Source organism: Pedobacter rhodius (assembly GCF_027213645.1).
Taxonomy (GTDB): domain Bacteria; phylum Bacteroidota; class Bacteroidia; order Sphingobacteriales; family Sphingobacteriaceae; genus Pedobacter; species Pedobacter rhodius.
Genome location: NZ_JAPWGL010000001.1, coordinates 51,439 through 75,845 on the forward strand (window position 1 = coordinate 51,439; position 24,407 = coordinate 75,845).

Annotated in this window: 23 protein-coding genes and 1 tRNA gene; 9 read left to right on the forward strand and 15 right to left on the reverse strand. The window is 38.1% G+C overall.

What is annotated here, in order from left to right; genetic code table 11:
• Positions 1-63: 63 nt before the first annotated feature.
• The 11 genes from ilvC to atpD all read right to left on the reverse strand — a co-directional run bounded on the left by ilvC (position 64) and on the right by atpD (position 11,793).
• The gene (gene ilvC, locus O0931_RS00285; RefSeq protein ID WP_269413564.1) at positions 64-1,545 is read right to left on the reverse strand and encodes a ketol-acid reductoisomerase; all 1,482 of its coding nucleotides are present in this window, start codon (positions 1,543-1,545) and stop codon (positions 64-66) included.
• A gap of 233 nt (positions 1,546-1,778) precedes the next feature.
• A complete protein-coding gene (locus tag O0931_RS00290; protein ID WP_269413565.1) occupies positions 1,779-2,246 on the reverse strand; it encodes a DinB family protein in 468 nt (155 codons plus the stop codon).
• A 3-nt stretch (positions 2,247-2,249) separates the two neighbouring features.
• Positions 2,250-2,633, reverse strand: a complete 384-nt coding sequence (locus O0931_RS00295; RefSeq protein WP_269413566.1) for a glyoxalase superfamily protein — start codon at positions 2,631-2,633, stop codon at positions 2,250-2,252.
• 111 nt (positions 2,634-2,744) lie between these two features.
• Positions 2,745-3,383 carry an acetolactate synthase small subunit gene (gene ilvN, locus O0931_RS00300; protein WP_269413567.1) on the reverse strand — a complete coding sequence of 213 codons (639 nt, stop codon included), beginning with the start codon at positions 3,381-3,383 and terminating at the stop codon, positions 2,745-2,747.
• 87 nt (positions 3,384-3,470) lie between these two features.
• On the reverse strand, positions 3,471-5,222 hold the full coding sequence (gene ilvB, locus O0931_RS00305; protein WP_269413568.1) for a biosynthetic-type acetolactate synthase large subunit: 1,752 nt from the start codon (positions 5,220-5,222) through the stop codon (positions 3,471-3,473).
• A gap of 21 nt (positions 5,223-5,243) precedes the next feature.
• Positions 5,244-5,819: an ORF6N domain-containing protein gene (locus tag O0931_RS00310; RefSeq protein ID WP_269413569.1), complete on the reverse strand. Its 576-nt coding sequence runs from the start codon at positions 5,817-5,819 to the stop codon at positions 5,244-5,246.
• Between the two features lie 46 nt (positions 5,820-5,865).
• A complete protein-coding gene (gene ilvD, locus O0931_RS00315) occupies positions 5,866-7,548 on the reverse strand; it encodes a dihydroxy-acid dehydratase (protein WP_269413570.1) in 1,683 nt (560 codons plus the stop codon).
• A 243-nt stretch (positions 7,549-7,791) separates the two neighbouring features.
• Complete coding sequence (locus O0931_RS00320; RefSeq protein WP_269413571.1) at positions 7,792-8,370, reverse strand: O-methyltransferase; 579 nt, start codon at positions 8,368-8,370, stop codon at positions 7,792-7,794.
• A gap of 103 nt (positions 8,371-8,473) precedes the next feature.
• The gene (gene ilvE / locus O0931_RS00325; RefSeq protein ID WP_269413572.1) at positions 8,474-9,364 is read right to left on the reverse strand and encodes a branched-chain-amino-acid transaminase; all 891 of its coding nucleotides are present in this window, start codon (positions 9,362-9,364) and stop codon (positions 8,474-8,476) included.
• Between the two features lie 574 nt (positions 9,365-9,938).
• Complete coding sequence (gene atpC, locus O0931_RS00330) at positions 9,939-10,184, reverse strand: ATP synthase F1 subunit epsilon (protein WP_123206811.1); 246 nt, start codon at positions 10,182-10,184, stop codon at positions 9,939-9,941.
• Between the two features lie 103 nt (positions 10,185-10,287).
• The gene (gene atpD / locus O0931_RS00335) at positions 10,288-11,793 is read right to left on the reverse strand and encodes a F0F1 ATP synthase subunit beta (RefSeq protein WP_056088622.1); all 1,506 of its coding nucleotides are present in this window, start codon (positions 11,791-11,793) and stop codon (positions 10,288-10,290) included.
• Positions 11,794-11,953: 160 nt separating this feature from the next.
• On the opposite strand from atpD, the gene O0931_RS00340 reads away from it, so the two are divergent.
• The 5 genes from O0931_RS00340 (at position 11,954) to obgE (ending at position 15,362) form a co-directional block, all read left to right on the forward strand.
• A complete protein-coding gene (locus O0931_RS00340) occupies positions 11,954-12,865 on the forward strand; it encodes an SDR family oxidoreductase (protein ID WP_269413573.1) in 912 nt (303 codons plus the stop codon).
• Between the two features lie 103 nt (positions 12,866-12,968).
• Complete coding sequence (locus tag O0931_RS00345) at positions 12,969-13,433, forward strand: redoxin domain-containing protein (protein ID WP_269413574.1); 465 nt, start codon at positions 12,969-12,971, stop codon at positions 13,431-13,433.
• 98 nt (positions 13,434-13,531) lie between these two features.
• Positions 13,532-13,605: transfer RNA gene (locus O0931_RS00350), tRNA-Arg, on the forward strand.
• A gap of 73 nt (positions 13,606-13,678) precedes the next feature.
• Positions 13,679-14,248, forward strand: a complete 570-nt coding sequence (locus tag O0931_RS00355; protein WP_269413575.1) for an adenylate kinase — start codon at positions 13,679-13,681, stop codon at positions 14,246-14,248.
• 118 nt (positions 14,249-14,366) lie between these two features.
• Positions 14,367-15,362 (forward strand): GTPase ObgE, encoded by a 996-nt coding sequence (obgE, locus tag O0931_RS00360; RefSeq protein WP_269413576.1) that lies wholly within the window; start codon positions 14,367-14,369, stop codon positions 15,360-15,362.
• An 86-nt stretch (positions 15,363-15,448) separates the two neighbouring features.
• Here obgE and O0931_RS00365 read toward each other — a convergent pair whose 3' ends face one another.
• Together O0931_RS00365 and O0931_RS00370 are read right to left on the reverse strand one after the other, a co-directional pair.
• Positions 15,449-16,132: a YdcF family protein gene (locus O0931_RS00365; protein ID WP_269413577.1), complete on the reverse strand. Its 684-nt coding sequence runs from the start codon at positions 16,130-16,132 to the stop codon at positions 15,449-15,451.
• A gap of 122 nt (positions 16,133-16,254) precedes the next feature.
• Positions 16,255-16,620, reverse strand: a complete 366-nt coding sequence (locus O0931_RS00370; RefSeq protein ID WP_269413578.1) for a YtxH domain-containing protein — start codon at positions 16,618-16,620, stop codon at positions 16,255-16,257.
• Positions 16,621-16,658: 38 nt separating this feature from the next.
• Between O0931_RS00370 and O0931_RS00375 the strand changes: the two genes are divergently transcribed.
• The 4 genes from O0931_RS00375 (at position 16,659) to O0931_RS00390 (ending at position 21,357) form a co-directional block, all read left to right on the forward strand.
• Entirely contained in the window at positions 16,659-17,105 is a 447-nt protein-coding gene (locus O0931_RS00375) for an OsmC family protein (RefSeq protein ID WP_269413579.1), read from the forward strand.
• Between the two features lie 89 nt (positions 17,106-17,194).
• Positions 17,195-18,445 (forward strand): DUF2130 domain-containing protein, encoded by a 1,251-nt coding sequence (locus O0931_RS00380; RefSeq protein WP_269413580.1) that lies wholly within the window; start codon positions 17,195-17,197, stop codon positions 18,443-18,445.
• Between the two features lie 118 nt (positions 18,446-18,563).
• A complete protein-coding gene (locus O0931_RS00385; RefSeq protein WP_269413581.1) occupies positions 18,564-20,690 on the forward strand; it encodes a glycoside hydrolase family 97 protein in 2,127 nt (708 codons plus the stop codon).
• A 190-nt stretch (positions 20,691-20,880) separates the two neighbouring features.
• Positions 20,881-21,357: an acyl-CoA thioesterase gene (locus O0931_RS00390; RefSeq protein ID WP_269413582.1), complete on the forward strand. Its 477-nt coding sequence runs from the start codon at positions 20,881-20,883 to the stop codon at positions 21,355-21,357.
• Positions 21,358-21,428: 71 nt separating this feature from the next.
• Here O0931_RS00390 and O0931_RS00395 read toward each other — a convergent pair whose 3' ends face one another.
• Together O0931_RS00395 and O0931_RS00400 are read right to left on the reverse strand one after the other, a co-directional pair.
• Positions 21,429-23,180, reverse strand: a complete 1,752-nt coding sequence (locus O0931_RS00395) for an ATP-binding protein (protein ID WP_269413583.1) — start codon at positions 23,178-23,180, stop codon at positions 21,429-21,431.
• Between the two features lie 93 nt (positions 23,181-23,273).
• Positions 23,274-24,392, reverse strand: a complete 1,119-nt coding sequence (locus O0931_RS00400) for a sensor protein KdpD (protein WP_269413584.1) — start codon at positions 24,390-24,392, stop codon at positions 23,274-23,276.
• Positions 24,393-24,407 lie beyond the last annotated feature (15 nt).

A 24,407-nucleotide genomic window follows, 5' to 3' on the forward strand; every position in this document is an offset into this window, starting at 1 on the left:
ATTTAAAGTTTATAATTTTATTTTTTTAACCATCCAAAAAGCCCCCTTTTAGGGGGTTGGAGGTTATGCAGTTTTAATTGCTTTCATGGCAGTCATTGCTTTACGCAATGTTGCACCAATTTGCTCAACCTCGTGTGAGCGGATAGCTTCGTTAACATCAATTAATTTTCTGTTATCTACAGCGCCATCTTTACCCTCGTTAAAGTTTTTACCAACTAAATCAGTGTCCACTTTTTTCATGAAATCTGCCAATAGTGGTTTACAAGCCTGATCGAATAAATAACAACCGTATTCAGCTGTGTCAGAAATTACGCGGTTCATTTCGAATAATTTCTTACGTGCAATGGTGTTGGCGATAAGTGGTGTTTCGTGTAACGACTCGTAATAAGCAGATTCTGGTTTAATACCTGCCTGAACCATCGTTTCGAAGGCCAATTCAACACCTGCACGAACGAATGCGACCATTAAAAGATAGTTGTCGAAATATTCCTGCTCGCCAATTTTAACATCGCCGGCAGGTGTTTTTTCGAAAGCTGTTTCACCGGTTTCGGCTCTCCATTTCAATAAGTTTTTATCGCCGGCAGCCCAGTCTTCCATCATTGTGCGACTAAATTCGCCGCTCATAATATCATCCTGGTGTTTTTGGAATAAAGGACGCATAATGTCTTTCAGTTCTTCCGAAATTTCAAAAGCTTTAATTTTAGCAATATTGCTTAACCTGTCCATCATTGCAGTAATACCACCCTGTTTTAAAGCTTCAGTAATCACTTCAACACCATATTGGACCAGTTTTGATGCGTAGCCCGCGTCGATTCCTTTTTCTACCATTTTATCGAACGATAGGATAGAACCGGTTTGCAACAAGCCACAAAGAATGGTTTGCTCGCCCATTAAATCAGATTTTACTTCAGCTACGAAAGAAGATTTTAATACACCTGCTCTGTGACCACCAGTGCCTACACAATAAGCCTTAGCCTGAGCTAAACCTTTACCTTGAGGGTCGTTTTCAGGGTGTACAGCAATTAAAGTTGGCACACCAAAACCACGAACATATTCCGCTCTTACTTCGCTACCAGGGCATTTAGGTGCCACCATAATAACGGTTAAGTCTTTACGGATTTGCATGCCTTCTTCCACAATGTTGAAGCCGTGCGAGTACAATAAAGTGGCGCCCTCTTTCATCAAAGGCATAATTGCATTCACAACAGCGGTATGTTGTTTATCGGGGGTAAGGTTAATTACCACGTCAGCAGTAGGAATTAATTCTTCGTAAGTACCAACTTTGAAGTTGTTTTCAGTTGCATTTTTCCATGAATCTCTTTTGCCTTCAATCGCTTCTTTGCGCAATGTGTAGCTTACATCTAAACCACTATCTCTTAAATTTAAACCTTGGTTTAGGCCCTGAGCGCCGCAACCTACAATTACCAGTTTTTTGCCTTTCAAAGCGCTAACGCCATCTAAAAACTCGTTGCTGTCCATGAAATCGCAAACACCCAGTTGGTTTAATTTTTCTCTAAGAGGTAATGTGTTAAAATAATTTGACATCGTTTTTGTTATTTATTTTATGGTTCTATTTTGCTAATTCGTATTATTTTTACGGCCATGGTCCGTGTCTTCACGGAACATTTATTATTCTTCTGAAAAGCAATTTTCTGTGCTTTTCGGTTATTTCAGTCCCGCTTTTTGTTTCTGCCGAGAAAAACGGCATCCACTTCAATCGGGTTTATTTTACTCAGGTTGGGCGTTTCAAACCATCAACCTTCATCCCACATCTTCCATTATCCCAGGCTTTTCTTCAGCGCCCAGGCGTAGCCATAATGCACGTTATCGTGCCCTATCGTAGTAATCAATACTTCTTCAATACTTTTCATTTCAGCACCGTAAGTAGAAGTTGAAAAAGGTATAATGCTTGCGAACACATCGCTGGCATAATCTTCCTTTATTTTTTCGATACTCTTGAGCGCAATGGACTTCAGTTCTGCAACTTCTTCCGCTGTTACGTTATAAATCGGGCGGGTATCTTTCTTATAAAACTCATTAAACTTTACTGAGCCTGCATCTGCAAAAATCCCTGTGCGTACATAACATAGCGTTTGCGTGCTTACGACAATATGGCCAAAGTTCCAGATGATGTTATTGTTGTAGCCATCAGGAATTTTATTCAACTGTTCGATGGTTAAGCCATCAACCAGCTGAATAAATGCTTTGCGTGAGTTAATTATAAATTCAAATACTTTGTTCATCATTTTTTATGCTTCTATCTCTGATTCGTCTAATGGCTGGTTAAAAGTAATCTTGTTAAAAAACGGGTCGTTTACCGTAACTGCCCAGCTTCCGTAAAAAGTTCTTTCCAGCCCCGGTCGGTTATATTTATATTTTTTATCAATTAGCTCCTTGTGAAATTCTTTCAATTCATAACAATCGATATGAATGTGTGCACCGGGAGCACAATCGCCATGATGCTCACTTAAATGCAATTCGATACCAGCTAATGAAATCTGCATATAAATAGGAGCGTTGTCATCAAAACGATGTTCCCAATCAATGGTAAAGCCTAACCAATCCACGTAAAATTCGATTGCTTTATCATAATCGAATATTCTTAGAATGGGTTTTACGCTATTACATTTCATATTTTTTAATTTGCTGTTATTGGTTTGAGTTTATCGAAGACTATTAAAGGGCTTCGACAGGCTCAGCATGACAATTCGCTTTAGTCTTTTATCTTTTGGCTATCTACCTGCTTACATGGTGAAAATCTTCTCGCCTTTATCCAAAAATTCATTCTCCACCAGTTCTTCTCCTGGTTCAAAAGCTTCGAATTCTTTTAGTTTTTCATGGAAACCTGCACTATCTTTAATGATGGCTACTCTTGCAGAACGCACAAACTCAATCAGTTCATAAGGTTCAAGGGCTTTTACTAAAGCGTCTGTTTCTTCTCTGTGACCAGTTACGGCGAAAACTGTATAATCTTTTCGGATTACCACTGCGCTTGCACCATATTGTCTTAATAAACGTTCTACCGTCACTTTTTCAGCGATTTCATCTGTAGAAACCTTATAAAGGGCCAATTCCTGCCAGATAATTTCTTCATTGGTGTTGAAATAAACTTTTAATACCTCAATTTGCTTTTCAATCTGACGGGCAAGTTTTCTAACTACTTCATAGCTTTCCGTAATGACGATGTTGAAACGGTGGATGCCATCAATTTCAGATGCCGAACTGTTTAAGCTTTCAATATTAATTTTTCTCTTCGAAAAGATAATCGCAATCCGATTCAATAAACCAATACGATTTTCAGCATATACTGTGATGGTATATTCCTGCTTTCCGTCTAAATCAGCTTTACCTATTTTATGTTCTATTGTATTTTCAGTACTCATGTCTAAATTTTTATCAATAAGGCACAAAGGCCACAAAGGTTTGTTTATGCTATTTTTTGCTTTAGTCTTTATGCTTTATCCTTTAGCTTATTTCAACCTAATCTCACTTACACTCATTCCTTGCGGAACCATTGGGAAAACGTTGTTTTCTCTTCCAACCATCACCTCAAGTAAATAAGAGCCTTCATGGTTAATCATTGTTTCCAATGCTTTTCTTAAGTTAGTACGTTCATCAACTTTGTCAGCCTCGATGTAATAAGCTTTAGCTAAGGCCACAAAATCAGGACTGGTGATGTTCACGAAAGAATAACGTTTATCGTGGAATAACTGCTGCCACTGACGAACCATGCCTAAGAAACGGTTGTTTAAAATCAGAATTTTTACTGCTGCACCAAACTGCATAATGGTACCTAGTTCCTGTGGTGTCATTTGGAAACCACCATCGCCAATGATTGCAATAACCGTTTTATCAGGCGCACCATATTTCGCGCCAATTGCTGCCGGTAAGCCAAAACCCATAGTACCTAAACCTCCGGAAGTAATGTTGCTGCGGGTGTTATTAAATTTAGCATAACGGCAAGCAACCATTTGGTGCTGACCAACATCGGTCACGATTACTGCGTCGCCACCGCAAATTTCATTGATGTTACGCAATACTTCGCCCATTGTCATTTCATCGCTCTGCGGATAAAGCTCGGGGGTAATCACCTGGTCGATTTCCTGTTGATTGTAGTCTCTGAATCGGGCTAGCCAATCTTCATGTTTATTTTCGTTAACCAAATTGGTTAGCAAGGGTAAAGTTTCTTTACAATCGCCCCAAATACCCACTTCAGCTTTAACGTTTTTATCAATTTCCGCAGGATCTATATCCAAGTGAACAACTTTTGCCTGTTTTGCATATTTATCTAAACGGCCGGTTACGCGGTCATCGAAACGCATACCAATAGCAATTAAAACATCGCATTCATTAGTTAAAACATTTGGACCATAATTGCCATGCATGCCTAACATACCAACATTTAATGGATGTGAAGTCGGGATAGCGCCGTCGCCCATAATCGTCCAGGCAGCCGGAATGCCGCTTTTCTCAATAAAGGCTTTAAATTCTTGTTCTGCACTACCTAAAATAACACCTTGTCCGAATAATATGAATGGCTTTTTTGCCGAATTGATCAATTCTGCAGCTTGCTCGATATACTCAACCCTAACCTTTGGTTTCGGACGGTAAGAGCGAATATGATTACATTTAACATATTCAGGAAATTCCTCAACTTGTAATTGTGCATTTTTAGTAATATCAATTAAAACCGGTCCCGGTCTGCCGCTTTTAGCAATGTAAAAAGCTTTGGCTAAAACTTCAGGAATTTCCTTAGCATCGGTAACCTGATAGTTCCATTTGGTAACCGGTGTGGTGATGTTGATGACATCAGTCTCCTGAAAAGCATCAGTTCCTAATAAATGTGCAAAAACTTGTCCGGTTATACAAACCAGAGGCGTACTATCGATTTGAGCATCAGCTAAACCCGTAACTAAATTGGTTGCGCCTGGTCCGCTGGTTGCGAAACAAACCCCGACTTTGCCACTTGCTCTGGCAAAACCCTGAGCAGCATGGATACCACCTTGCTCATGGCGGACTAAAATATGTTCTAATTTATCTGCGTAATCGTAAAGTGCATCATAAATTGGCATAATTGCGCCACCCGGATAACCGAAAATAGTGGTTACACCCTCTTCAATTAATCCATTCAACAAAACCTGCGAGCCCGTTCCCTTAAATAAAGTTTTTGAGGTTTCTGCTTTCGCCTCGGCTTGTTGTATTGTATCTTGTGCAGTTTCCATAATTATGTTTTTGCGGTCCTATTATTCTTTAAGTTTAAACCCAATTCTCTCCCTGTCTTTCCATTTCAATTGAGCAATTTTTTCGTCTATCAAATTTTCCATTGCATCGTAAAGCTCATTTAACTGAACATCATGTTCGCCAATCCGTTCCTTAATCTCTTTTAATTGTTCGTTGATGTTACTTTGTTTGAGCAAAATTTTCCGAACAGCTACAAAAGTCCTCATAATGGCAATATTCATGTTTATTGCCTTTTCACTTTTTAAAATACCACTTAGCATCGCCACCCCCTGTTCTGTAAAGGCATAAGGTAGGTTTCCTCTGTGTTTTTGCGAACCGGTCACAATTTGTGACCGGTTCAGGTTTGTATTGCCAGTTCGTGATGAATCAATTTTTTCATTTCGAATGGAAACATCAGACCACTCAAAAGAAGTTAGCTGAAACATAAAATCTTCTGGAAAGCGCTGAATATTACGTTTTACCGCTTGATTTAATACTTTTGTTTCAACTTCATAAAGTGATGCCAAATCGAAATCCAACATCACTCTTTCACCCCGAATTACATAAATTCTACTTTCAATGCTTTTAATAATTTGCATATTGTATTCATTTAAATATTAACTTATTGTCGGGATGACTTCAAATTTAATATTCATCAGTTACGCAACCACTGGCCGCGTCTGAAACTGTTTTAGCATATTTATATAAAACGCCTTTAGTTACTTTTAACTCCGGTTGTACGTATTTTTTTCTTCGTTCTGCAATAACTTCTTCACTCACCTGTAAGCTGATGATGTTATTTACAGCGTCGATTAAAATTCTGTCGTCATCTTCCACCAGGCCGATTAAACCACCTTTGTAAGATTCTGGCGTGATATGACCTACTACAAAGCCGTGTGTTCCGCCAGAGAAGCGGCCGTCTGTAATTAAAGCTACCGATTTACCTAAACCAGCACCGATAATTGCCGAAGTTGGTTTTAACATTTCAGGCATGCCCGGAGCGCCAACCGGACCAGAATTTTTAATTACGATAACATCGCCATGTTGAACGCGACCGCTGGAAATTCCTGCGATTAAATCATGCTCGCCATCAAATACACGTGCCGGACCCTCGAATTTTTCGCCCTCTTTTCCACTGATTTTAGCAACCGAACCCTTTTCGGCCAAATTTCCATAAAGGATTTGCAAATGACCGGTCGCTTTAATGGGATCGCTTAACTTTTGAATGATTTTCTGGTCGTAATCCATAATCGATTTTACACCTGCTAAATTTTCAGCTACCGTTTTTCCGGTTACCGTTAAGCAATCGCCATGTAATAAACCCTCGTTTAATAAATATTTTAGTACTGCTGGAATACCACCATATTGATGCAAATCCTGCATTAGATATTTACCACTTGGTTTAAAATCGGCAAGTACTGGTGTTACATCACTCATTCTTTGGAAATCATCCTGCGTAATTTCCACACCGATAGCTTTACCCATTGCAATAAAGTGTAATACAGCGTTGGTACTTCCACCCAATATAATAATAGAACGAATTGCATTCTCAAACGCTTTTCTCGTCATGATATCAGATGGTTTGATATCCTTTTCCAATAAAATTTTGATGTATTTACCTGCGTCCAAACATTCTTGTTTTTTTTCCGGGCTAATTGCCGGATTGGAAGAGGAGTAAGGTAAGCTCATGCCCAAGGCCTCAATTGCTGATGCCATGGTATTTGCAGTGTACATACCGCCGCAAGCCCCGGCGCCCGGACAAGTATGTTTAATAATACCCTGATAATCTTCTTCAGAAAGGTTACCACAAATTTTTTGTCCCAATGCTTCAAAAGCAGAAACAATATTTAATTCTTCGCCTTTATAATGCCCCGGCGCAATTGTTCCACCGTAAACCATAATTGATGGTCGATCTAACCGGGCCATCGCCATAATTGCACCCGGCATATTTTTATCACACCCGGGGATGGAAACAATTGCGTCGTAATATTGGCCGCCACAAATGGTTTCAATACTATCTGCAATTACATCGCGACTTACCAAAGAATAACGCATACCATCGGTACCATTACTCATTCCATCACTCACACCGATGGTATTGAAAACCAAGCCCACTAAATCATTTTTCCAGACCCCGGTTTTAACGTCCTTTGCAAGATCGTTCAGGTGCATGTTACAGGTGTTACCATCATAACCCATACTCGCAATACCAACCTGTGCTTTTGCCATGTCGGCATCGGTTAAGCCAATTCCGTAAAGCATAGCCTGTGCAGCAGGTTGTGTGGGGTCTTGTGTAAATGTTTTACTGTACTTGTTTAATTCGCTCATTGTTTAAAATATATATTCTGGTTCTGTTAGTTATAATATTTTGAGGCAAAAAAAAACCGCCTCGTTTCGGAGGCGGTTTCGATATTGTATATTTTAAAATTATACGCAACGATATCCACCTCTCTCCTGAGAAATGATAATAATTAGGTTGCTAATAATGTTTGTGATTAATTTCATGTATTCGATTGAACACAAACATACTAACTTCTTGAAATATGCAAAGAACTATTTTAAAGTATTTCCCTATTTTTTTACGCCGATTACAATCCCGGTTGCCCAAAGCTGTTTAGTTAACCTTAAATCTTTATTTGATTCTAAATCCACCATTAACTTAATTGCTTTTTCCGCATGACCATCCGGCCAATTTGATTGAGGAAGCATGTCATCAATAATATAGAAACCACCTTTTTTTAGCATCGATAATGCCTCATTTAAAAGCAAATATTTTCCGTGCCAGGTATCTGCAAAAATATAATCGAACTTTTTATCTTTATTTTTTTCAATCCAATCGCCTCCATCAGTTGAAACTATATTTAACCGACTATCATTACCCAGGGAATCCTTTGCAATGCTTAAAAATTTTTCATTGTTGTCGATAGAAGTCAGCGTAGATGACTCATCCATTCCGTCTAATATCCATGAAGTTGATAAGCCTGTTCCTGTACCTAGCTCCAGGAAGTTCCCAGAAGGTTTTGAAGTTGCAAGCGTTCTCAGCAATGAACAAGTCAATACATCAGATGCCATATCAAATCCCGATGCTTTAGTAGCATCATTAATTTGTCTGTAAGTGGCAGGGAACTGCTGATTGATTTCCTGATTCATTGTTTAAATATGTATCTTGGTTCTGTTAGTTTTTTATATTCCTATCCTGATACTTGTTCTATTCCTATCTTAATACTTGATTCTCAATACTTAATACTTAATACTAAATAATCACTTCGTAATTTACTTTTTCCAATACAAGGTTTTTGTAGGCGCGTTGTATTGTATAACCGATAGATTCCCGCCAAAGCGTACGGAAAACGATATCGTCAATAGAGGCAATACCTGCAATTTCAGTTGCTGTTCCGCATAAAAAAGCGCTATCTGCTTGTCTTAAATCCTCTACCGTTAATTTTTTTTCGATACATTCGATATCTAAAACGGTACAAAGTTCTTTTACCGTTGCTCTGGTAATTCCAGGTAAAATATTTCCTAAAGATGGGGTATAAAGTTTACCGTCTTTTTCCAAGAAAATATTAGCACCAGAGGCTTCTGCAACGAACCCATACATATCTAAAAGTAAAGCTTCATCATAACCTTTCATATTGGCTGCGGTTGTGGCCAAAATAGAGTTTACGTAGTTTCCGCTTAATTTCGCCTCCATTGGAGTCGATTTTGGATTTGGCCTTTCGTAATCTGAAATGGTTAATTTTAATAGTTTATTACCTGAGTAAGCATCCCAATCCCAGGCGCAAATGAAAATTGAAACACCACTCGGCTCATTTAATTTCATGTTAGGGTGGCAAAAAACCAATGGACGGATATAAGCATCTTTCAGTTTGTTCAACGTTAGCAGTTTATATGTCTCTTTAATCAGTTCTTGTTTATCCCATGGGAAAGGAATATTTGCCAATTGGCAGGAGCGCTCTAAGCGGTCGAAGTGTGCAGCTGCTTTGAATATGCGATTTCCGTTGTGGGTTTTATACGCTCTGATGCCTTCAAACGCGGCATAACCGTAATGTAAAGACTGGCCATAAAGGTCAGTGCTGCTATCTGCCGCTTTTTCAAACCGTCCATCAAGGTAAATAATCGTATTAGAATTATAGTACTTCATAATACTGTTTTTTGTTATTTAAAAAAAGCGTCCTGTTTGTATCAGGACGCTTTAGGTATAATTAGTTTTTTAAATCTATTTAATCTGCGTCCGCTTATTGCCCCATAAAATATTTAGGAGTAGCAGGTTCACAATAATGACAGGTAACAACACAATATTTCCAGCTGCAGTTGCAGTAGCATTGTTAAAAAAAATGTTGTTTTGAATGGTCATTATTTACTGATTCTTTATAAATACCAATTTAGTTTTTGGTTCATTAATATCCAAGAGAAATCAGAAAAAATTGAAATAAGAATATTATTCTTTATTTGTGTTTTAATTCGGAATATTATTCTTAATAAGGGTAATATTAGTGATTTAATACGGAATGCTTTAGACTAAATATCAAATTGGTATACGGTATGATTATTATGCTTGCATTGCAAATTTTATATTTTTCTGCGTAAAATGAGTTTTTAACTAAAAAAAAATGAAAATTTATGGTAATATGGCTTCAACAAAAAAGCCTTTCCGAAATAAAACGAAAAGGCTTTTTATTGAGCTACTGAAACTAGCTCAGCATTACGAATTTCAATTAAGCAATACCTTCTGCCAGCACAACAATCTTATTGTGGATGGCTTCAACAACACCACCTTTAATAAAGAAACGTTGTTCATCAGTTTTATTTGCTTTAATAATAACTTCTCCATCTTCTAAAGTTGAGATGATAGGGGCATGGTCTTTTAAAATTTGAAACGAACCCAAAGTACCAGGAACTGTAACAGCTGTTACTTCACCTTCGAAAACTTTTTTATCCGGAGTTAATATTTCTAAATTCATTCTTTTGGGATTTGAGTATCAAGTAGCAAGTTTTAAGTAGCAAGTAGCCAGTATCGAGTATCAAGAGGTTTTTTGTCTCGATACTTGATAAAAAAACCTGATACTAGTTGTTCGCTTCTGCTAATAATTTTTTACCTTTTTCGATGGCGTCTTCAATACTACCAACTAAGTTAAATGCAGCTTCAGGATACTCATCAACTTCACCATCCATAATCATGTTGAAACCTTTGATGGTATCTTTAATGTCAACCAATACACCTTTCAAACCTGTAAATTGCTCAGCTACGTGGAAAGGTTGTGATAAGAAACGTTGAACACGGCGAGCTCTTGATACCACTAATTTATCTTCTTCAGATAATTCGTCCATACCTAAAATCGCAATGATATCCTGTAATTCTTTATAGCGTTGTAAAGTTTCTTTAACACGTTGTGCGGTGTTATAGTGCTCATCGCCTAAAACCGCCGGAGAAAGGATACGTGAAGTAGAATCCAATGGATCCACCGCAGGGTAAATACCTAACTCAGCAATTTTACGGGAAAGTACTGTTGTTGCATCCAAGTGGGCAAATGTTGTTGCCGGTGCAGGGTCAGTTAAATCATCCGCAGGCACATATACCGCCTGTACTGAAGTAATTGAACCACGTTTAGTTGAAGTAATACGCTCCTGCATTAAACCCATTTCAGTTGCCAGTGTTGGCTGGTAACCTACAGCAGATGGCATACGACCTAATAAAGCCGATACCTCAGAACCCGCCTGCGTAAAACGGAAGATGTTATCAACGAAGAAAAGGATATCTTTTCCAGCGCCTTCGCCATCACCATCACGGAAATATTCTGCAACTGTTAATCCTGATAACGCTACACGGGCACGTGCACCGGGAGGCTCGTTCATTTGACCGAAAACCAATGTTGCTTTAGATTCTTTTAATTTTTCAGTATCAACAGCTTTTAAATCCCAACCACCTTTTTCCATGGAGTGTAAGAATTCGTCACCATAGTTGATTACGCCTGATTCGATAAATTCACGAAGTAAATCGTTACCCTCACGAGTACGCTCACCAACACCTGCAAATACAGATAAACCAGCATAAGCTTTAGCGATGTTGTTAACCAGCTCCATGATTAATACTGTTTTACCTACACCAGCACCACCGAATAAACCAATTTTACCACCTTTTGCGTATGGCTCTAATAAATCGATAACTTTAATACCTGTGAAAAGTACTTCAGTTTCGGTTGATAAATCTTCGAACTTAGGAGGTGTAGCATGAATAGGGCGACCATCGGTTTTGTCAACTGTGTTGATACCGTCAATCGCTTCACCAACTACATTAAATAAACGACCTTTGATTTGGTCGCCAACTGGCATTTTAATCGCAGCACCAGTATCAACTACGTCCATTCCGCGAACCAAACCATCTGTAGAGTCCATCGAGATTGCACGAACGCGATCTTCACCTAAGTGTTGTTGAACTTCTAAAACGATTTTCTGTCCATTTTCTTTCGTTATCTCTAACGCGTCAAAAATTTTAGGTAGATGGGCATCATTAGCAAAGCTAACGTCAACCACTGGGCCGATAATTTGTGCTATTTTTCCTAAGTTAGGCATATCTGTTGTGAGTAAATTTATTACAATCAATGAATTAAAGCTATTTATAGGGGCTCCAATTCGGTTGGCAAAGTTAAGTTATTCTTACTTAATTTTAAATATATATTATAAATTTTTTCAATAAGGTTTTTATAGATAATTTAGAGGCCTAATACAACCTATGAAAACAGTTTTAACGACCGGCAGCAATGGCCTTTTAGGACAGAAAATAACTGAGAAAGTTTTAGCTGAAGGGCGGGTAAAGCTTATTGCTACATCAAAAGGTGCAAATCGTTATCCGGCTACAAACGGTTACGAATACGCTGAAATGGATATTCTTAATCCGGAGCAAGTGAAAGCCGTGGTTGAAAAATACAAGCCAGATTCAATTATCCATACGGCCGCTATGACTAATGTTGATACGGCCGAGGCAGATAAAGCGCTTTGTCACCAGCTTAATGTAGATGCGGTTCAAACTTTATTATCGCTTTGCGAGGAAAAAAATATACAACTAATTCATCTAAGTACTGATTTCGTATTCGATGGTGCAAACGGACCATATAAAGAACAGGATGCTGTGAATCCATTAAGTTATTATGGCGAGTCGAAAGTATTGGCTGAAGAATTATTAAAAAACTCAACAGCAAAGTGGGTAATTTTGAGAACGATATTGGTTTATGGCATCACTAACGATATGAGCCGAAGTAATATTGTGCTTTGGGCAAAAGGTGCTTTGGAGAAGGGTTTGCCTATTAATGTGGTTAATGATCAGTGGCGCATGCCAACTTTAGCTGAAGATTTGGCCGAGGCTTGTTTATTAGCTGTGGAAAAAAATGCTGAAGGAATTTATCATGTTTCAGGTAAAGATTACATGAGCATTGCAGATATAGTGCAAAAAGTTGCCGATTATTGGACACTCGATAAATCGATTATTAACGAAGTAAGTTCGGTTGGCTTAAATCAAACCGCGATACGGCCGATGAAAACAGGTTTTGTATTGGATAAAACGATAAGAGATTTAGGTTATAATCCTCATAGTTTTGATGAAGGATTGAGCGTGGTAGATGGGCAGATGGTCGTTAGGAATAAATGATGTTATTCGTTTGTCGTCTTTCGTGTGTCGTTCAACGAAAAACGAACAACTTACAACTTACAACGAGCAACGAAAAAAAAACGATTAACAAATAATTAAACATATGTCACTACAAATTGGCGACCAAGCCCCGGATTTTAAATTATTCAGTTCAGAGTTAACTGAAGTCTCTTTATCGGCTTTTAAAGGCAAAAAGGTAATTATTCATTTTTTTCCTATGGCTTTTACAGGTACCTGTACCGAACAATTATGCACAATGAGAGATAACTTCAGTTTTTATGAAGGAATTGATGCACAAGTTTTAGGTATATCTGTAGATTCTCCTTTTTCTTTAGCTAAGTTCAAAGAAGTTCAAAATTATCAGTTCCCATTACTGTCCGATTTTAATAAAGATGTATCTGCTGCTTACGGCGCTTTATATGATGAATTTGTATTCGGATTGAAAGGTGTTTCCAAGAGAGCAGCCTTTGTTATAGATGAAGAAGGAAAAATTGCCTATGCAGAAGTTTTGGAAAATGCCGGTGATTTACCTGATTTCAAAGCAATTAACGATTCGTTAAAAGCTTAGCGTAAATTAGCTGTAAAAGTGGATTCGATTTTTTTTCAAATATAATTGCGAATTTAAATCTCAAATCTTACTTTTGCAGTCCGTTAACAAACGGAATTGCATTTGTAGCTCAATTGGATAGAGCATCTCACTACGGATGAGAAGGTTTGGGGTTCGAATCCCTACAAGTGCACAATTTGGATGAAGCCTTGTCGCCCCATGGCGATAAGGCTTTATTAATTTTAAAGATAACCTAAACCACGTTGATGCTTAATTTAGTTCTCTTTGGCCCCCCGGGGGCGGGTAAAGGCACCCAATCCGAAAAACTGATTTCAAAATATCAGTTAGTTCATATTTCAACCGGCGATTTGTTCAGAGCGCATGTAAAGGGAGAAACCAAACTAGGGAAAAAAGTTAGTCAGTTGTTGGCAGATGGCGAATTGGTGCCGGATGCAATTACGATTGCAATGCTTGAAGAAGAAGTAGATAAGAATCCTGATGCAAAAGGATTCGTGTTCGATGGTTTTCCACGTACTGTGCCTCAGGCAAAAGAGCTTGATTTATTTTTGGAGCGTAAAGGCAGTAAAATTGCAGGTGTTATTGCTTTAGATGTTAATCAGGAAGAATTAACAAAACGCATTGCGGAGCGTCATAAAATTAGCGGCCGGCCAGATGACGACGCTGAAAAGTTAAAAAAGCGTATTTCAGAATACTTCGATAAAACAATTCATGTGTTACCTTATTATGAGGAACAAGGCAAGTTGAAAAAAGTAAATGGAATCGGAGAAATAGAAACAGTTTATAATGATCTTTGCGCTGTAATCGATCAGTTCTAAATAATAGAATTTTTAATTTATAACATCCGCAGAAAAGGCATTAGTTGTTTTTTGCGGATGTTTGTTTTTTAGCGATTTTTGTCAGCCGAAAATCGTCAATCTAAAATCTAAAATAAATATGTCACAGGGTTCAAATTTCGTAGATTATGTAAAAATTTGTTGTCGTTCGGGTAAAGGCGGCGCAGGTTCTGCACATTTGCATCGTGATATTTTAACGTCGATGGGTGGTCCTGACGGTGGTGATGGTGGTCGTGGCGGACACATTATCGTGAAAGGAAGTATTCACATCTGGACATTGTTACACCTTAAATACCGTAAACATATTATTGCTGAAGATGGGGGTGCCGGTGGCAGTTCGCATAAATTTGGTAAACAGGGTACGGATGAAATTCTCGAAGTTCCACTTGGGACCATTGCCAGGGATGCAGAAACCGGTGAAGTGCTTTTCGAAATTACCAAAGATGGTGAAACTAAAATTTTAACAGCCGGCGGTCGTGGAGGTTTGGGTAATGCACATTTCAAAAATGCGGTTCAGCAAACGCCACGTTATGCACAACCTGGTGAACCGGGTAAGGAAGTCTGGAATATTCTTGAATTAAAGGTTTTAGCCGATGTTGGCCTGGTTGGTTTTCCGAACGCCGGCAAATCTACCTTGCTTTCAGTTGTTTCTGCCGCTAAACCGGAAATTGCTGATTATCCGTTTACGACCATTGTACCTAATTTAGGAATTGTAAGTTACAGAGGCGGAAAGTCATTCGTAATGGCTGATATTCCGGGAATTATTGAAGGTGCTTCAAAAGGTAAAGGCTTAGGCTATCGCTTCCTGCGTCATATCGAACGTAATTCCGTATTGCTTTTTATGGTTCCTGCAGATACCAGCAGAAGTATTAAAGAAGAATATGAAATCTTAAAAAGAGAACTCGAATCTTACAATCCTGAATTAATGCAGAAACCGCATGTTTTGGCCATTACCAAATCAGATATGCTGGATGAGGAATTAATGGCAGAAATGAAACTGGATTTACCAAATATTCCCTCAATATTTATTTCATCAGTTGCTGAAAAAAATATCTTGGAGTTAAAAGACATGCTCGTAAAAGCGATTGAAGGATAAGGATGATGGTGGATGGATGATGGATGATTGGAAAGAAAAAGTTCTGAACTTTTTTACCAATTAAATTGTAATAATTCAGCAAATCTTTAACCTCTGAATTGGTCTACGGCTAAGCCAATCCATTCTTTAAAAAGCAATTCCCAGGAACTTAAAATACCGGGGTCGGGAATAAAGTCGCCAATTGAATATCCGTTTGTTCTGCCGATATAATTTGTAGGCAGATAATCGGGTTTTGTTTTATAGAACTTATTAAAAATTAATCTGGCTCTTGGAATGTGCCATGCACTGGTTACAACAACAACTTTTGCACCCGGAAATTTTTGCGCTATTAACTGAGCGCTAAATTTGGCATTTTCAATCGTATTTCGGCTTTGATTTTCAATTAACACATCTGAATCGGGTATGCATATATCGTGCAGAAATTTCTTTACTAAATCAGCCTCTTTAATCTTATTGTCGAGCAAACTTGCATTTCCGCTTGCTATCAGGATTTTTTTTATTTTACCCTTTTTATATAAAGAAAGGGTTTGGAAAAGCCTGTCGTTGGCCCAATTGAACTGTATTTCGTGGTTTCTCTTGTTCAAGCCTGAAAACCCGCCTAAAACAACAGCGATATCGTAATTCTTTTGTTCCTTCGGATATTCAGGTTCATAAAAATTGTATGCCTTTCCAATCAGATAGCCATTAGAAAATATTAAAAATACGGCTAACGCTGCTAAAAAGAAACGTTTTTTTAGTTTCTTGTTTTTAACGAAAATTGAAAGTGCCAACAGTATGCTGAACCATAGAAACGGCTTGATCAGAAACAACAGAATTTTTGAGAGGATAAAAATCATGGAATGATATTATCCTGTAAAACTAAACAATTGTTTTGATTGGCAATGGAAAAGGTTTAGCCTTGTCCTTCCTGGACCTGACCATTTTCGTGGGCAGATTCTAGTATTTCCTTAACACTCGATTTAGCTTTTTTTGTAACTTTATGTTTGAAATGGGGTACTTCATGCTCAACAATATCATTTTCAATTGCCTCAACCCCAAATACTTTTTCTTTTAACAGATTATATTTATCCTGGAAGCCATAACGTAAATTTTTTGCGCTACCGGCAATTTTTCCACGGGTTTCCTCACCGCTATCCGGTGCAAATAAAACACTGATTATGGCGCCAACAGCTAAACCTGCAACAAGTGCAATCGCAACCTGCGCATTATTGTTCGATTTGTGCGTTAAATATTTTCCAACTAACTTTCTGTATTTCATAACGTAGCATTTTTAAAAAGAACAAATGCCAGGTTATAATGTTTCATAAAATCTTAATAAGTATAAATATAGGTAAGTTTAAACTTTCAAATATTCTGAATAAAATGGTAAAAGCAACGATAAATAAAGAGCACTACGCCTGTTCTGTAACTGATGGTTCACACGAAATTATAATTGATGAGCCGATCGATTTAGGCGGAACAAATAAAGGATTTGCACCTAAAGGATTATTAATGGCCTCTTTAGCATCCTGCGTAGCAATTACATTAAGAATGTACATCGACAGAAAACAATGGGAAGTTGAAAAAATCGACGTTGAAGTTAACCTTAGTATAGAAAATGCTGAAACGATATTTGTTGAAGAAATTACCTGTACAGGTCAATTAACGGATGAACAAAAGTTAAGGTTGGAAGATATTGCCTCCAAATGCCCGGTGAGCAAAATTTTAACTGCGGGCCATGAAGTTCGGTCAAAAGTCTTATAATTTTAAATCGTGCAAAACTCCTTTAGACAATCCTGAAAAGCTTTAATATCTTTGTGTGAACCGTGGGAGTTTTCTACGGTTAAGAAATTATGGCTACAGAAATTAAATGTCCGAACTGTGCTCATGTTTTTCCGATGGAGGAAGCCATGGCCGAAGATTATAAGAAAGAGCTGCGTGAGAAAATGCTTACCTTTACTAAGCAAAAAGATGAAGAATTTCAGCGGAAATTAGCCATTCTTGAAAATGAAAAGCAATTACAACAAAAAGCTTTTGATACAAAACTGGTAGAAGAAAAAAATAAACTAAAAGGCGATTTGGAAGAAAATCTGCGCAAAAGTATTGCCTCTGATTATGAAACCAAATTACAAATGCTTGAGGGGTCGGCTAAAGATAATGCCGAAAAATTAAGGCTGGCCCGCGAAAAGGAACTTCAGTTTTTGAAACGCGAAGAAAGCTTACTTTTAAAAGAGCAGGAAATGGAACTTTCCATGCAACGTAAAATGCAGGAGCAGCGAAATGAACTTGTTGAGCAAATTCGTAAGCAGGAAGCCGAAAAAAATAGCATTAAGGATACTGAACATCAATTGCGTTTAAAGGAATTGGAGAAACAGCTCGACGACCAGAAAAAACTGGCTGAGGAGATGAAGCGCAAAGCAGAACAAGGTAGCATGCAATTGCAGGGTGAAGTTCAGGAGCTGATTTTAGAAGAATTATTGCGCAGCAATTTTCCTTTTGATTTGATCGAGGAAGTTGGCAAAGGTGTTCGTGGGGCAGATTGTGTACAGGTGGTTCGTAACCAGTTCGGACAAGAATGCGGTAAGATCATATATGAAAGTAAACGTACAAAAGATTTTGGCGGCGACTGGATTGAAAAACTAAAGAAAGACATGCGGAGTATGGGTGTAGACGTAGCGGTAATCGTGAGTCAGTGTTATCCCAAGGGCATGGATTGTTTTGGTCAACGGGATGGTGTTTGGATTTGCTCTTTTGAGGAAGTAAATGCAGTAGCTTATGTGTTGCGTGATGGGATTTTGCGTTTATCGAGCGCTATGAAATCGCAGGAAAACCGTGGCGATAAAATGCACATGCTTTACGATTATTTAACAGGCGCAGAATTCTCAGAGCAATGGAAAGCCATTCGTGAGGGTTTTATGAGCATGAAATTATCCATCCAACGCGAACGTGATGCCATGGAGCGCTTATGGAAAGCACGTGAAAAACAATTGGAAAAAGTGTTGTTAAATGCAACGCATATCCGCGGCTCGATTGAAGGCATTGCCGGAAGCGATAGTATTCAGTTGAGTTTGACGGATGATGATGAAACTTTGTTATTAGATTAACAATTTAATTTTTACCACCTAAGGAACTTAAGAATATTTTAGCTTAGGTGCGCTAAGGTGTCTCAGGTGGTGAAGAATTATTGCAATTAAAAAATAATTATCAAATAAATTATATATAGTGAATAAAAACCTAAACAACAAACGCGCTAAATTTTTAGCTTTAATTTGTTTTTGTCTTTTTGCAGGAACAGTGTTTGGACAGGAATTAAAATCGCCTGATGCGAACCTGGTGGCAAATTTTTCTTTGGCTGATGGTGGCGTGCCAACCTACAGTTTAAAATACAAAGGAAAAGACGTAATTAAAACCAGTAAACTTGGTTTGGAGCTTAAAGAGGGAAAATCTTTAATGAATGGCTTTACTGTTACAGATACCAAAACAAGCACTTTTAACGAAACCTGGAAACCGGTTTGGGGCGAAGTGAAGGAGATTGTAAACCACTACAATGAACTGGCCGTAACTTTAACTCAAAAAGAAACCAGTCGTTTTATTATCATCCGTTTACGCTTATTTAATGATGGTTTGGGCTTCAGATATGAATTTCCGGAGCAGAAAAACCTGGATTACTTTGTTATAAAAGAAGAAAGAACGCAGTTTGCATTAGCAGGAGACCATAAAGCTTTCTGGCTACCCGGCGATTACGATACACAGGAATACAGCACCGTAACTTCAAACTTATCAGAAGTTCGTGGAAAAATGAAATCGGCGGTTACTCCAAACGCTTCACAAACAACCTTTTCTCCAACGGGTTTACAAACGCCTTTGATGATGAAAAGTAAGGATGGTTTATATATTAACATTCATGAAGCCGCCTTGATTAATTATTCATTAATGTCGCTGAATCTGGATGATAAAAACATGGTTTTAGAATCATGGTTAACCCCGGATGCGGTAGGCGATAAAGGTTATTTGCAGGCGCCTTGCTTGTCGCCATGGAGAACAATTATTGTAAGCGATAAAGCAGGAGATATTCTGACTTCAAAATTAACTTATAACCTTAATGAGCCGACAAAGTTTAAAGATGTTTCCTGGATTAAACCAACTAAATATGTTGGCGTTTGGTGGGAAATGATTACCGGTAAAAGTACCTGGGCTTACAATGATTTAACCAGCGTTCAGTTAGGTGTAACCGATTACTCGAAGACAAAACCTAATGGAAAACACGCTGCCAACACCGCTCATGTTAAAGAGTATATCGATTTTGCGGCTAAAAATGGCTTAGATGCAGTTTTAGTAGAAGGCTGGAATGAAGGCTGGGAAGACTGGTTCGGAAAAACGAAAGATTATGTTTTCGATTTCGTAACACCATATCCGGATTTTGACGTGCAGGAATTGCATCGCTATGCGGCGAGCAAAAACATTAAAATGATTATGCACCACGAAACTTCTTCTTCGGTTCGTAATTATGAAAGACATCTGGATACTGCCTATAAATTTATGAAAGCGAATGGTTACGATGCGGTAAAAAGCGGTTATGTAGGCAATATGATTCCTCGTGGCGAACACCATTACGGGCAATGGTTAAATAACCATTATTTATATGCCATTCAAAAAGCTGCGGATTATAAAATCATGGTGAATGCGCATGAGGCGGTTAGACCTACAGGTTTGGCCCGTACTTATCCGAATTTAATTGGAAATGAATCTGCCCGTGGAACGGAATACGAGGCTTTCGGCGGTAACAATGCCGACCATACAACCATTCTGCCTTTCACCCGTTTAATTGGCGGCCCGATGGATTATACGCCTGGTATTTTTGAAACCAAGGTAAGTGCATATAATCCTGAAAACAATTCATTTGTTCATAGCACCTTGGCCCGCCAGTTGGCACTGTATGTTACGATGTATAGTCCGCTTCAAATGGCTGCAGATTTACCGGAAACCTACAATAAATACATGGATGCTTTCCAGTTTATTAAAGATGTAGCGGTTGATTGGGATGATACTAAAGTTTTAGAAGCTGAACCAGGTGATTACATCACATTTGCCCGTAAAGCTAAGGGGAAAAACAACTGGTTTGTCGGACGAACAAATGATGAAGTCGCCCGTACTTCAAAAATCGACTTCAGCTTTTTAGATGCAGGTAGAAAATACATGGCAACCATTTACGCAGATGCGAAAGACGCAAATTACGAAACGAATCCAAAGGCCTACACCATCCGTAAAATGGAGGTAACCAATAAAACAAAGTTGACTTTGAATTGTGCTCCTGGTGGCGGTTATGCCATTAGCATCATGGGAAAATAAGTTTACTGATTTAACCGCAAAGAACGCTAGGTTTTTCGCAGAGTTTTTAAAGTATTAAGTAAGAAAAACATAAAGCTTTTTAATAATTAGTCGTTCCATTTGGAACGACTTTTTTGTTTAAAAATCCGACTGCTCTTTCTTTGCGTTTTCACTTTGCGTACTTTGCGTTTAACAAAAGCAACTTAAAATCATGGCCAGAACAAAAAATCACATTGAACTTCAATTTTTAAGCGAACCATCTGATGTAAATTATGGTGGTAAAGTGCATGGCGGAATGATGATGAAATGGATTGACCAGGCTGCCTTCGCTTGTGCGCTACAATGGAGCGAATCTTATTGTGTAACGGTTTATGTAGGTGGAATTCGGTTTTTTCACCCGGTACACATTGGTCATCTGGTAAAAATGGAAGCCCGGATTATTTATACCGGTAAAACGAGTATGCATATTGCTGTGGATGCCTATTCAAAACCTGTTGGCAAGGCCGACTTTGTTAAAAACACACACTGCATTATTGTTTTCGTAGCGGTTGATGATAACGGACAACCAAAACCTATCCCTGCTTTTAAGCCAAAAACAGAAAGGGAAATTGCCATGCATGGTTATGCCATTAAGTTAATGGAACTAAGAAAAAGCATCGACAAAGAGATGAAACCTTATATTGTCTAGTTAATTTAAGGATAAAAAAGGCCTCAATATTTCATTTGAAGCCTATTAATCATACCCGATATTTCTTTACATTATTCGACTATTGGTAAGGTAAAGCAAAATTTACTGCCTTCTCCAATGGCACTTACTACCCAGATTTTTCCCTCTTCAGCTTCTATAAAATCTTTTGAAATGGCTAAGCCCAAACCGGAACCGGATTTATTTTGCCCATCGGTAGGAACCTGGAAGTACCTGTCAAATAATCTTTTCTGATATTTTTCGTCGATGCCTTTACCATAATCCTGAACCGAAAACTGAATGAATTTGTCTTTTTGAAAAACATCAATAATGACTTTTGATTTTTCAGCACTGTAACGCAGGGCGTTTGATAAAAAGTTAACCAGCACCCAGGCTGTTTTCTGTATATCTGCATTTACTTTCGGTAAATTGGTATCACAATTTAATTCCAGTTTAATTGCTTTCTGTTCTGCCTGAAATTTTACGGCATCAATCGCATATTGAACAATATCTTCGGGTTTGGTTACTGCGAAGGTTAATTTTAAATTGCCGGTTTCAACCTGCGATAAATCCAAAAGCTCACTCGTAATTTTCAGTAGCCTGTCGCTATCTTCCTTAATATGTATTAACAGCTGGTTTTGTTCTTCATTCATCGAGCCAACGCGTTCATCATTTAATAATTTTAAACTCATTTTAATGGATGAAAGCGGTGTTTTTAATTCATGGGAAACGGTTGCAATGAAATTGGTTTTAGCTTCATCAAGTTCCTTAAACTGGGTAATGTTTTTTAAAATATAAACACTTCCAGCCGATTTTGATGATTCAATTAAAGTTGTATCATCCTGCTCTTCATAGTTAGGGATTACGATTTCACGGTTTTCTAAAAGGAAATAAGATTCCTTTTCATCGGCATAAATTTTTAAGGTTTTATCAGCTGTTTCGGGTTTAATAATACGCTTTAGCAATTCATTTTTTTTAATCAGCTCTGCAACATTCTGACCGATAATTTTTTGCTCATCTAAATTTATCAGCTTTGCTGCCAGGTGGTTTAAAAACAGCACTTCTCCTTTTTCATTTAAGCCGATAATGGCATCCTGCATTTGTGCGATAATGGCTTCTATTCTTAGTTTTTCTGATTTTATTTTGGATAGATTACTATTTTCCCATTCATTCAGTTTTACGACCATTCCGTTAAATGCATTGGCGAGTTCCGTAAATTCATCGTCGTTTTCGAAATGTAAACGTTGTTTGTAATTTTTACGGCTTATGCCCCTGATTGCGGCGCTGAATTCAGCCAGCGGATTGGCAACAAAACCCGGGAAATTCACAATGAAAGTAAACAGTATAATAAAACTTAATGTTGCCGCAATCATGATATACAAATTTGCCCTGCCGGATGCTTCATTTGCAAGTTCGTTTTTGGCATAGATGGCTTTCATGTTCAGCTCCTCAATATTTTGAAGCAACGAGCGTAAATCTTTTACAGCACGTTGGCGGGTATCAACCGATGGTGTGGTCTGAAGTGTTTTAAAACTGTTTTCCAGTTTCTGAACGGCCGTTCTTTCACCGGGTTCGGTAATATTTTGCCCTTCCAGTTTCAGGTTTTCTTCAAAAATACCGGCCTGGTTTGTATTTAAAGGATAAATATTTTCATCGAGTACATTTCTCATCGCCGAAACATATTTAAGCGATTTATAATTGTCTTTTAAAATCACCTTGGATTTATCAGAAAGCTCATTCAAAAAGAATAAGGCAATCAACCCAAAGGATAAAACGATGATAAAGAGAAACCCGAATCCGAGGCGAAGCTTGGTTTTTATTTTCATGATTATTTAATTTTATTACCACCTAAGACACCTTAGATAACTTAAGCTTAAATGCTCTTAGGTTCCTTAGGTGGTAAAATGCCTTCACTAAACTTAAGAAAGTATAACCAAATCAATTTCTTTTGCGGCTAAATTACGCAACAATTGATTAAAAATTGCCGTTCGCATAATGACCTGAAAAATATTTAAATGTGGCTTACCAATACAGATGGTGGTAATTTCTTTTTCTGTTGCCATGTTAATAATAGTTTGTGTAACCTGATTGCTTTTTATTTTAATTACTTCTGCGCCGAGTTCAGTTGCCAGTTTAAAATGGTTAATTAAATACCGCTGTTTATCAAGCTTAATTTTATCTAAACTTTCCGCATCACTCTGTACATAAAGTACAATCCAGGGCGAGTGATAATAGGAGGCAAGCCTGGCTGTTTTCCGAATCACCACACCCGCGGTTTCGGCGTTTGAAGATATACAGGCTAAAAACCTTTCCGGCCTTAGTTTAATTGATTTTGGAATTTCCGTTTGAATTTTTCTTTCCACCTGATGAACCACTTCTTTTAAAGCCAGTTCCCGTAATTGCAGAATTCTATCCGGTTGAAAAAAATTTTCTAATGCCCTTTCAATTTTGCTTTTATCGTAAATTTTTCCCTCTTTTAACCGGGTAACCAATTCATCAGCCGTTAAATCAATGTTCACGATCTCATCGGCCAGTTCCAGGATTTTATCCGGAATTCGCTCGGTTACATTAATGCCTGTAATGTGTTCAACTTCTTCATTTATGCTCTCCAGGTGTTGAATGTTTACCGCAGATATTACACTAATTCCTGCTTCAAGTAAATCAAAAACATCTTGCCATCGTTTGCCATTTTTACTGCCTTCTGCATTGGTGTGTGCCAGTTCATCAACCACAACAATTTCCGGATGGCGATTCAGTATACCCTGCAAGTCCATTTCATCGATTTCCTTACCCCGATAAAATATCTTTTTCCTCGGAATTAAAGGTAAACCTGCTACCAATGCCTCGGTTTCTGCGCGTTTGTGCGTTTCTACATAACCAATACAAACATCAATTCCGTTGCGCAAAAGTGCATGAGCTTCCTGTAGCATCCTGAAGGTTTTGCCCACGCCGGCGCTCATCCCAATGTAAATTTTGAGCTTACCCCGTCTCGATTTTTGAATCAGTTCGAGAAATTTTTTTACAGAATCATCCTTCATACTGTTGATGTAAGA

Excerpts from the sequence above, each read along its gene's own strand:
- ilvC (WP_269413564.1), bottom strand. The coding sequence starts at position 1,545 with ATGTCAAATTATTTTAACACATTACCTCTTAGAGAAAAATTAAACCAA.
- O0931_RS00290 (WP_269413565.1), bottom strand. The coding sequence starts at position 2,246 with ATGATGAACAAAGTATTTGAATTTATAATTAACTCACGCAAAGCATTT.
- O0931_RS00295 (WP_269413566.1), bottom strand. The coding sequence starts at position 2,633 with ATGAAATGTAATAGCGTAAAACCCATTCTAAGAATATTCGATTATGAT.
- ilvN (WP_269413567.1), bottom strand. The coding sequence starts at position 3,383 with ATGAGTACTGAAAATACAATAGAACATAAAATAGGTAAAGCTGATTTA.
- ilvB (WP_269413568.1), bottom strand. The coding sequence starts at position 5,222 with ATGGAAACTGCACAAGATACAATACAACAAGCCGAGGCGAAAGCAGAA.
- O0931_RS00310 (WP_269413569.1), bottom strand. The coding sequence starts at position 5,819 with ATGCAAATTATTAAAAGCATTGAAAGTAGAATTTATGTAATTCGGGGT.
- ilvD (WP_269413570.1), bottom strand. The coding sequence starts at position 7,548 with ATGAGCGAATTAAACAAGTACAGTAAAACATTTACACAAGACCCCACA.
- O0931_RS00320 (WP_269413571.1), bottom strand. The coding sequence starts at position 8,370 with ATGAATCAGGAAATCAATCAGCAGTTCCCTGCCACTTACAGACAAATT.
- ilvE (WP_269413572.1), bottom strand. The coding sequence starts at position 9,364 with ATGAAGTACTATAATTCTAATACGATTATTTACCTTGATGGACGGTTT.
- atpC (WP_123206811.1), bottom strand. The coding sequence starts at position 10,184 with ATGAATTTAGAAATATTAACTCCGGATAAAAAAGTTTTCGAAGGTGAA.
- atpD (WP_056088622.1), bottom strand. The coding sequence starts at position 11,793 with ATGCCTAACTTAGGAAAAATAGCACAAATTATCGGCCCAGTGGTTGAC.
- O0931_RS00340 (WP_269413573.1), top strand. The coding sequence starts at position 11,954 with ATGAAAACAGTTTTAACGACCGGCAGCAATGGCCTTTTAGGACAGAAA.
- O0931_RS00345 (WP_269413574.1), top strand. The coding sequence starts at position 12,969 with ATGTCACTACAAATTGGCGACCAAGCCCCGGATTTTAAATTATTCAGT.
- O0931_RS00355 (WP_269413575.1), top strand. The coding sequence starts at position 13,679 with ATGCTTAATTTAGTTCTCTTTGGCCCCCCGGGGGCGGGTAAAGGCACC.
- obgE (WP_269413576.1), top strand. The coding sequence starts at position 14,367 with ATGTCACAGGGTTCAAATTTCGTAGATTATGTAAAAATTTGTTGTCGT.
- O0931_RS00370 (WP_269413578.1), bottom strand. The coding sequence starts at position 16,620 with ATGAAATACAGAAAGTTAGTTGGAAAATATTTAACGCACAAATCGAAC.
- O0931_RS00375 (WP_269413579.1), top strand. The coding sequence starts at position 16,659 with ATGTTTCATAAAATCTTAATAAGTATAAATATAGGTAAGTTTAAACTT.
- O0931_RS00380 (WP_269413580.1), top strand. The coding sequence starts at position 17,195 with ATGGCTACAGAAATTAAATGTCCGAACTGTGCTCATGTTTTTCCGATG.
- O0931_RS00390 (WP_269413582.1), top strand. The coding sequence starts at position 20,881 with ATGGCCAGAACAAAAAATCACATTGAACTTCAATTTTTAAGCGAACCA.
- O0931_RS00395 (WP_269413583.1), bottom strand. The coding sequence starts at position 23,180 with ATGAAAATAAAAACCAAGCTTCGCCTCGGATTCGGGTTTCTCTTTATC.
- O0931_RS00400 (WP_269413584.1), bottom strand. The coding sequence starts at position 24,392 with ATGAAGGATGATTCTGTAAAAAAATTTCTCGAACTGATTCAAAAATCG.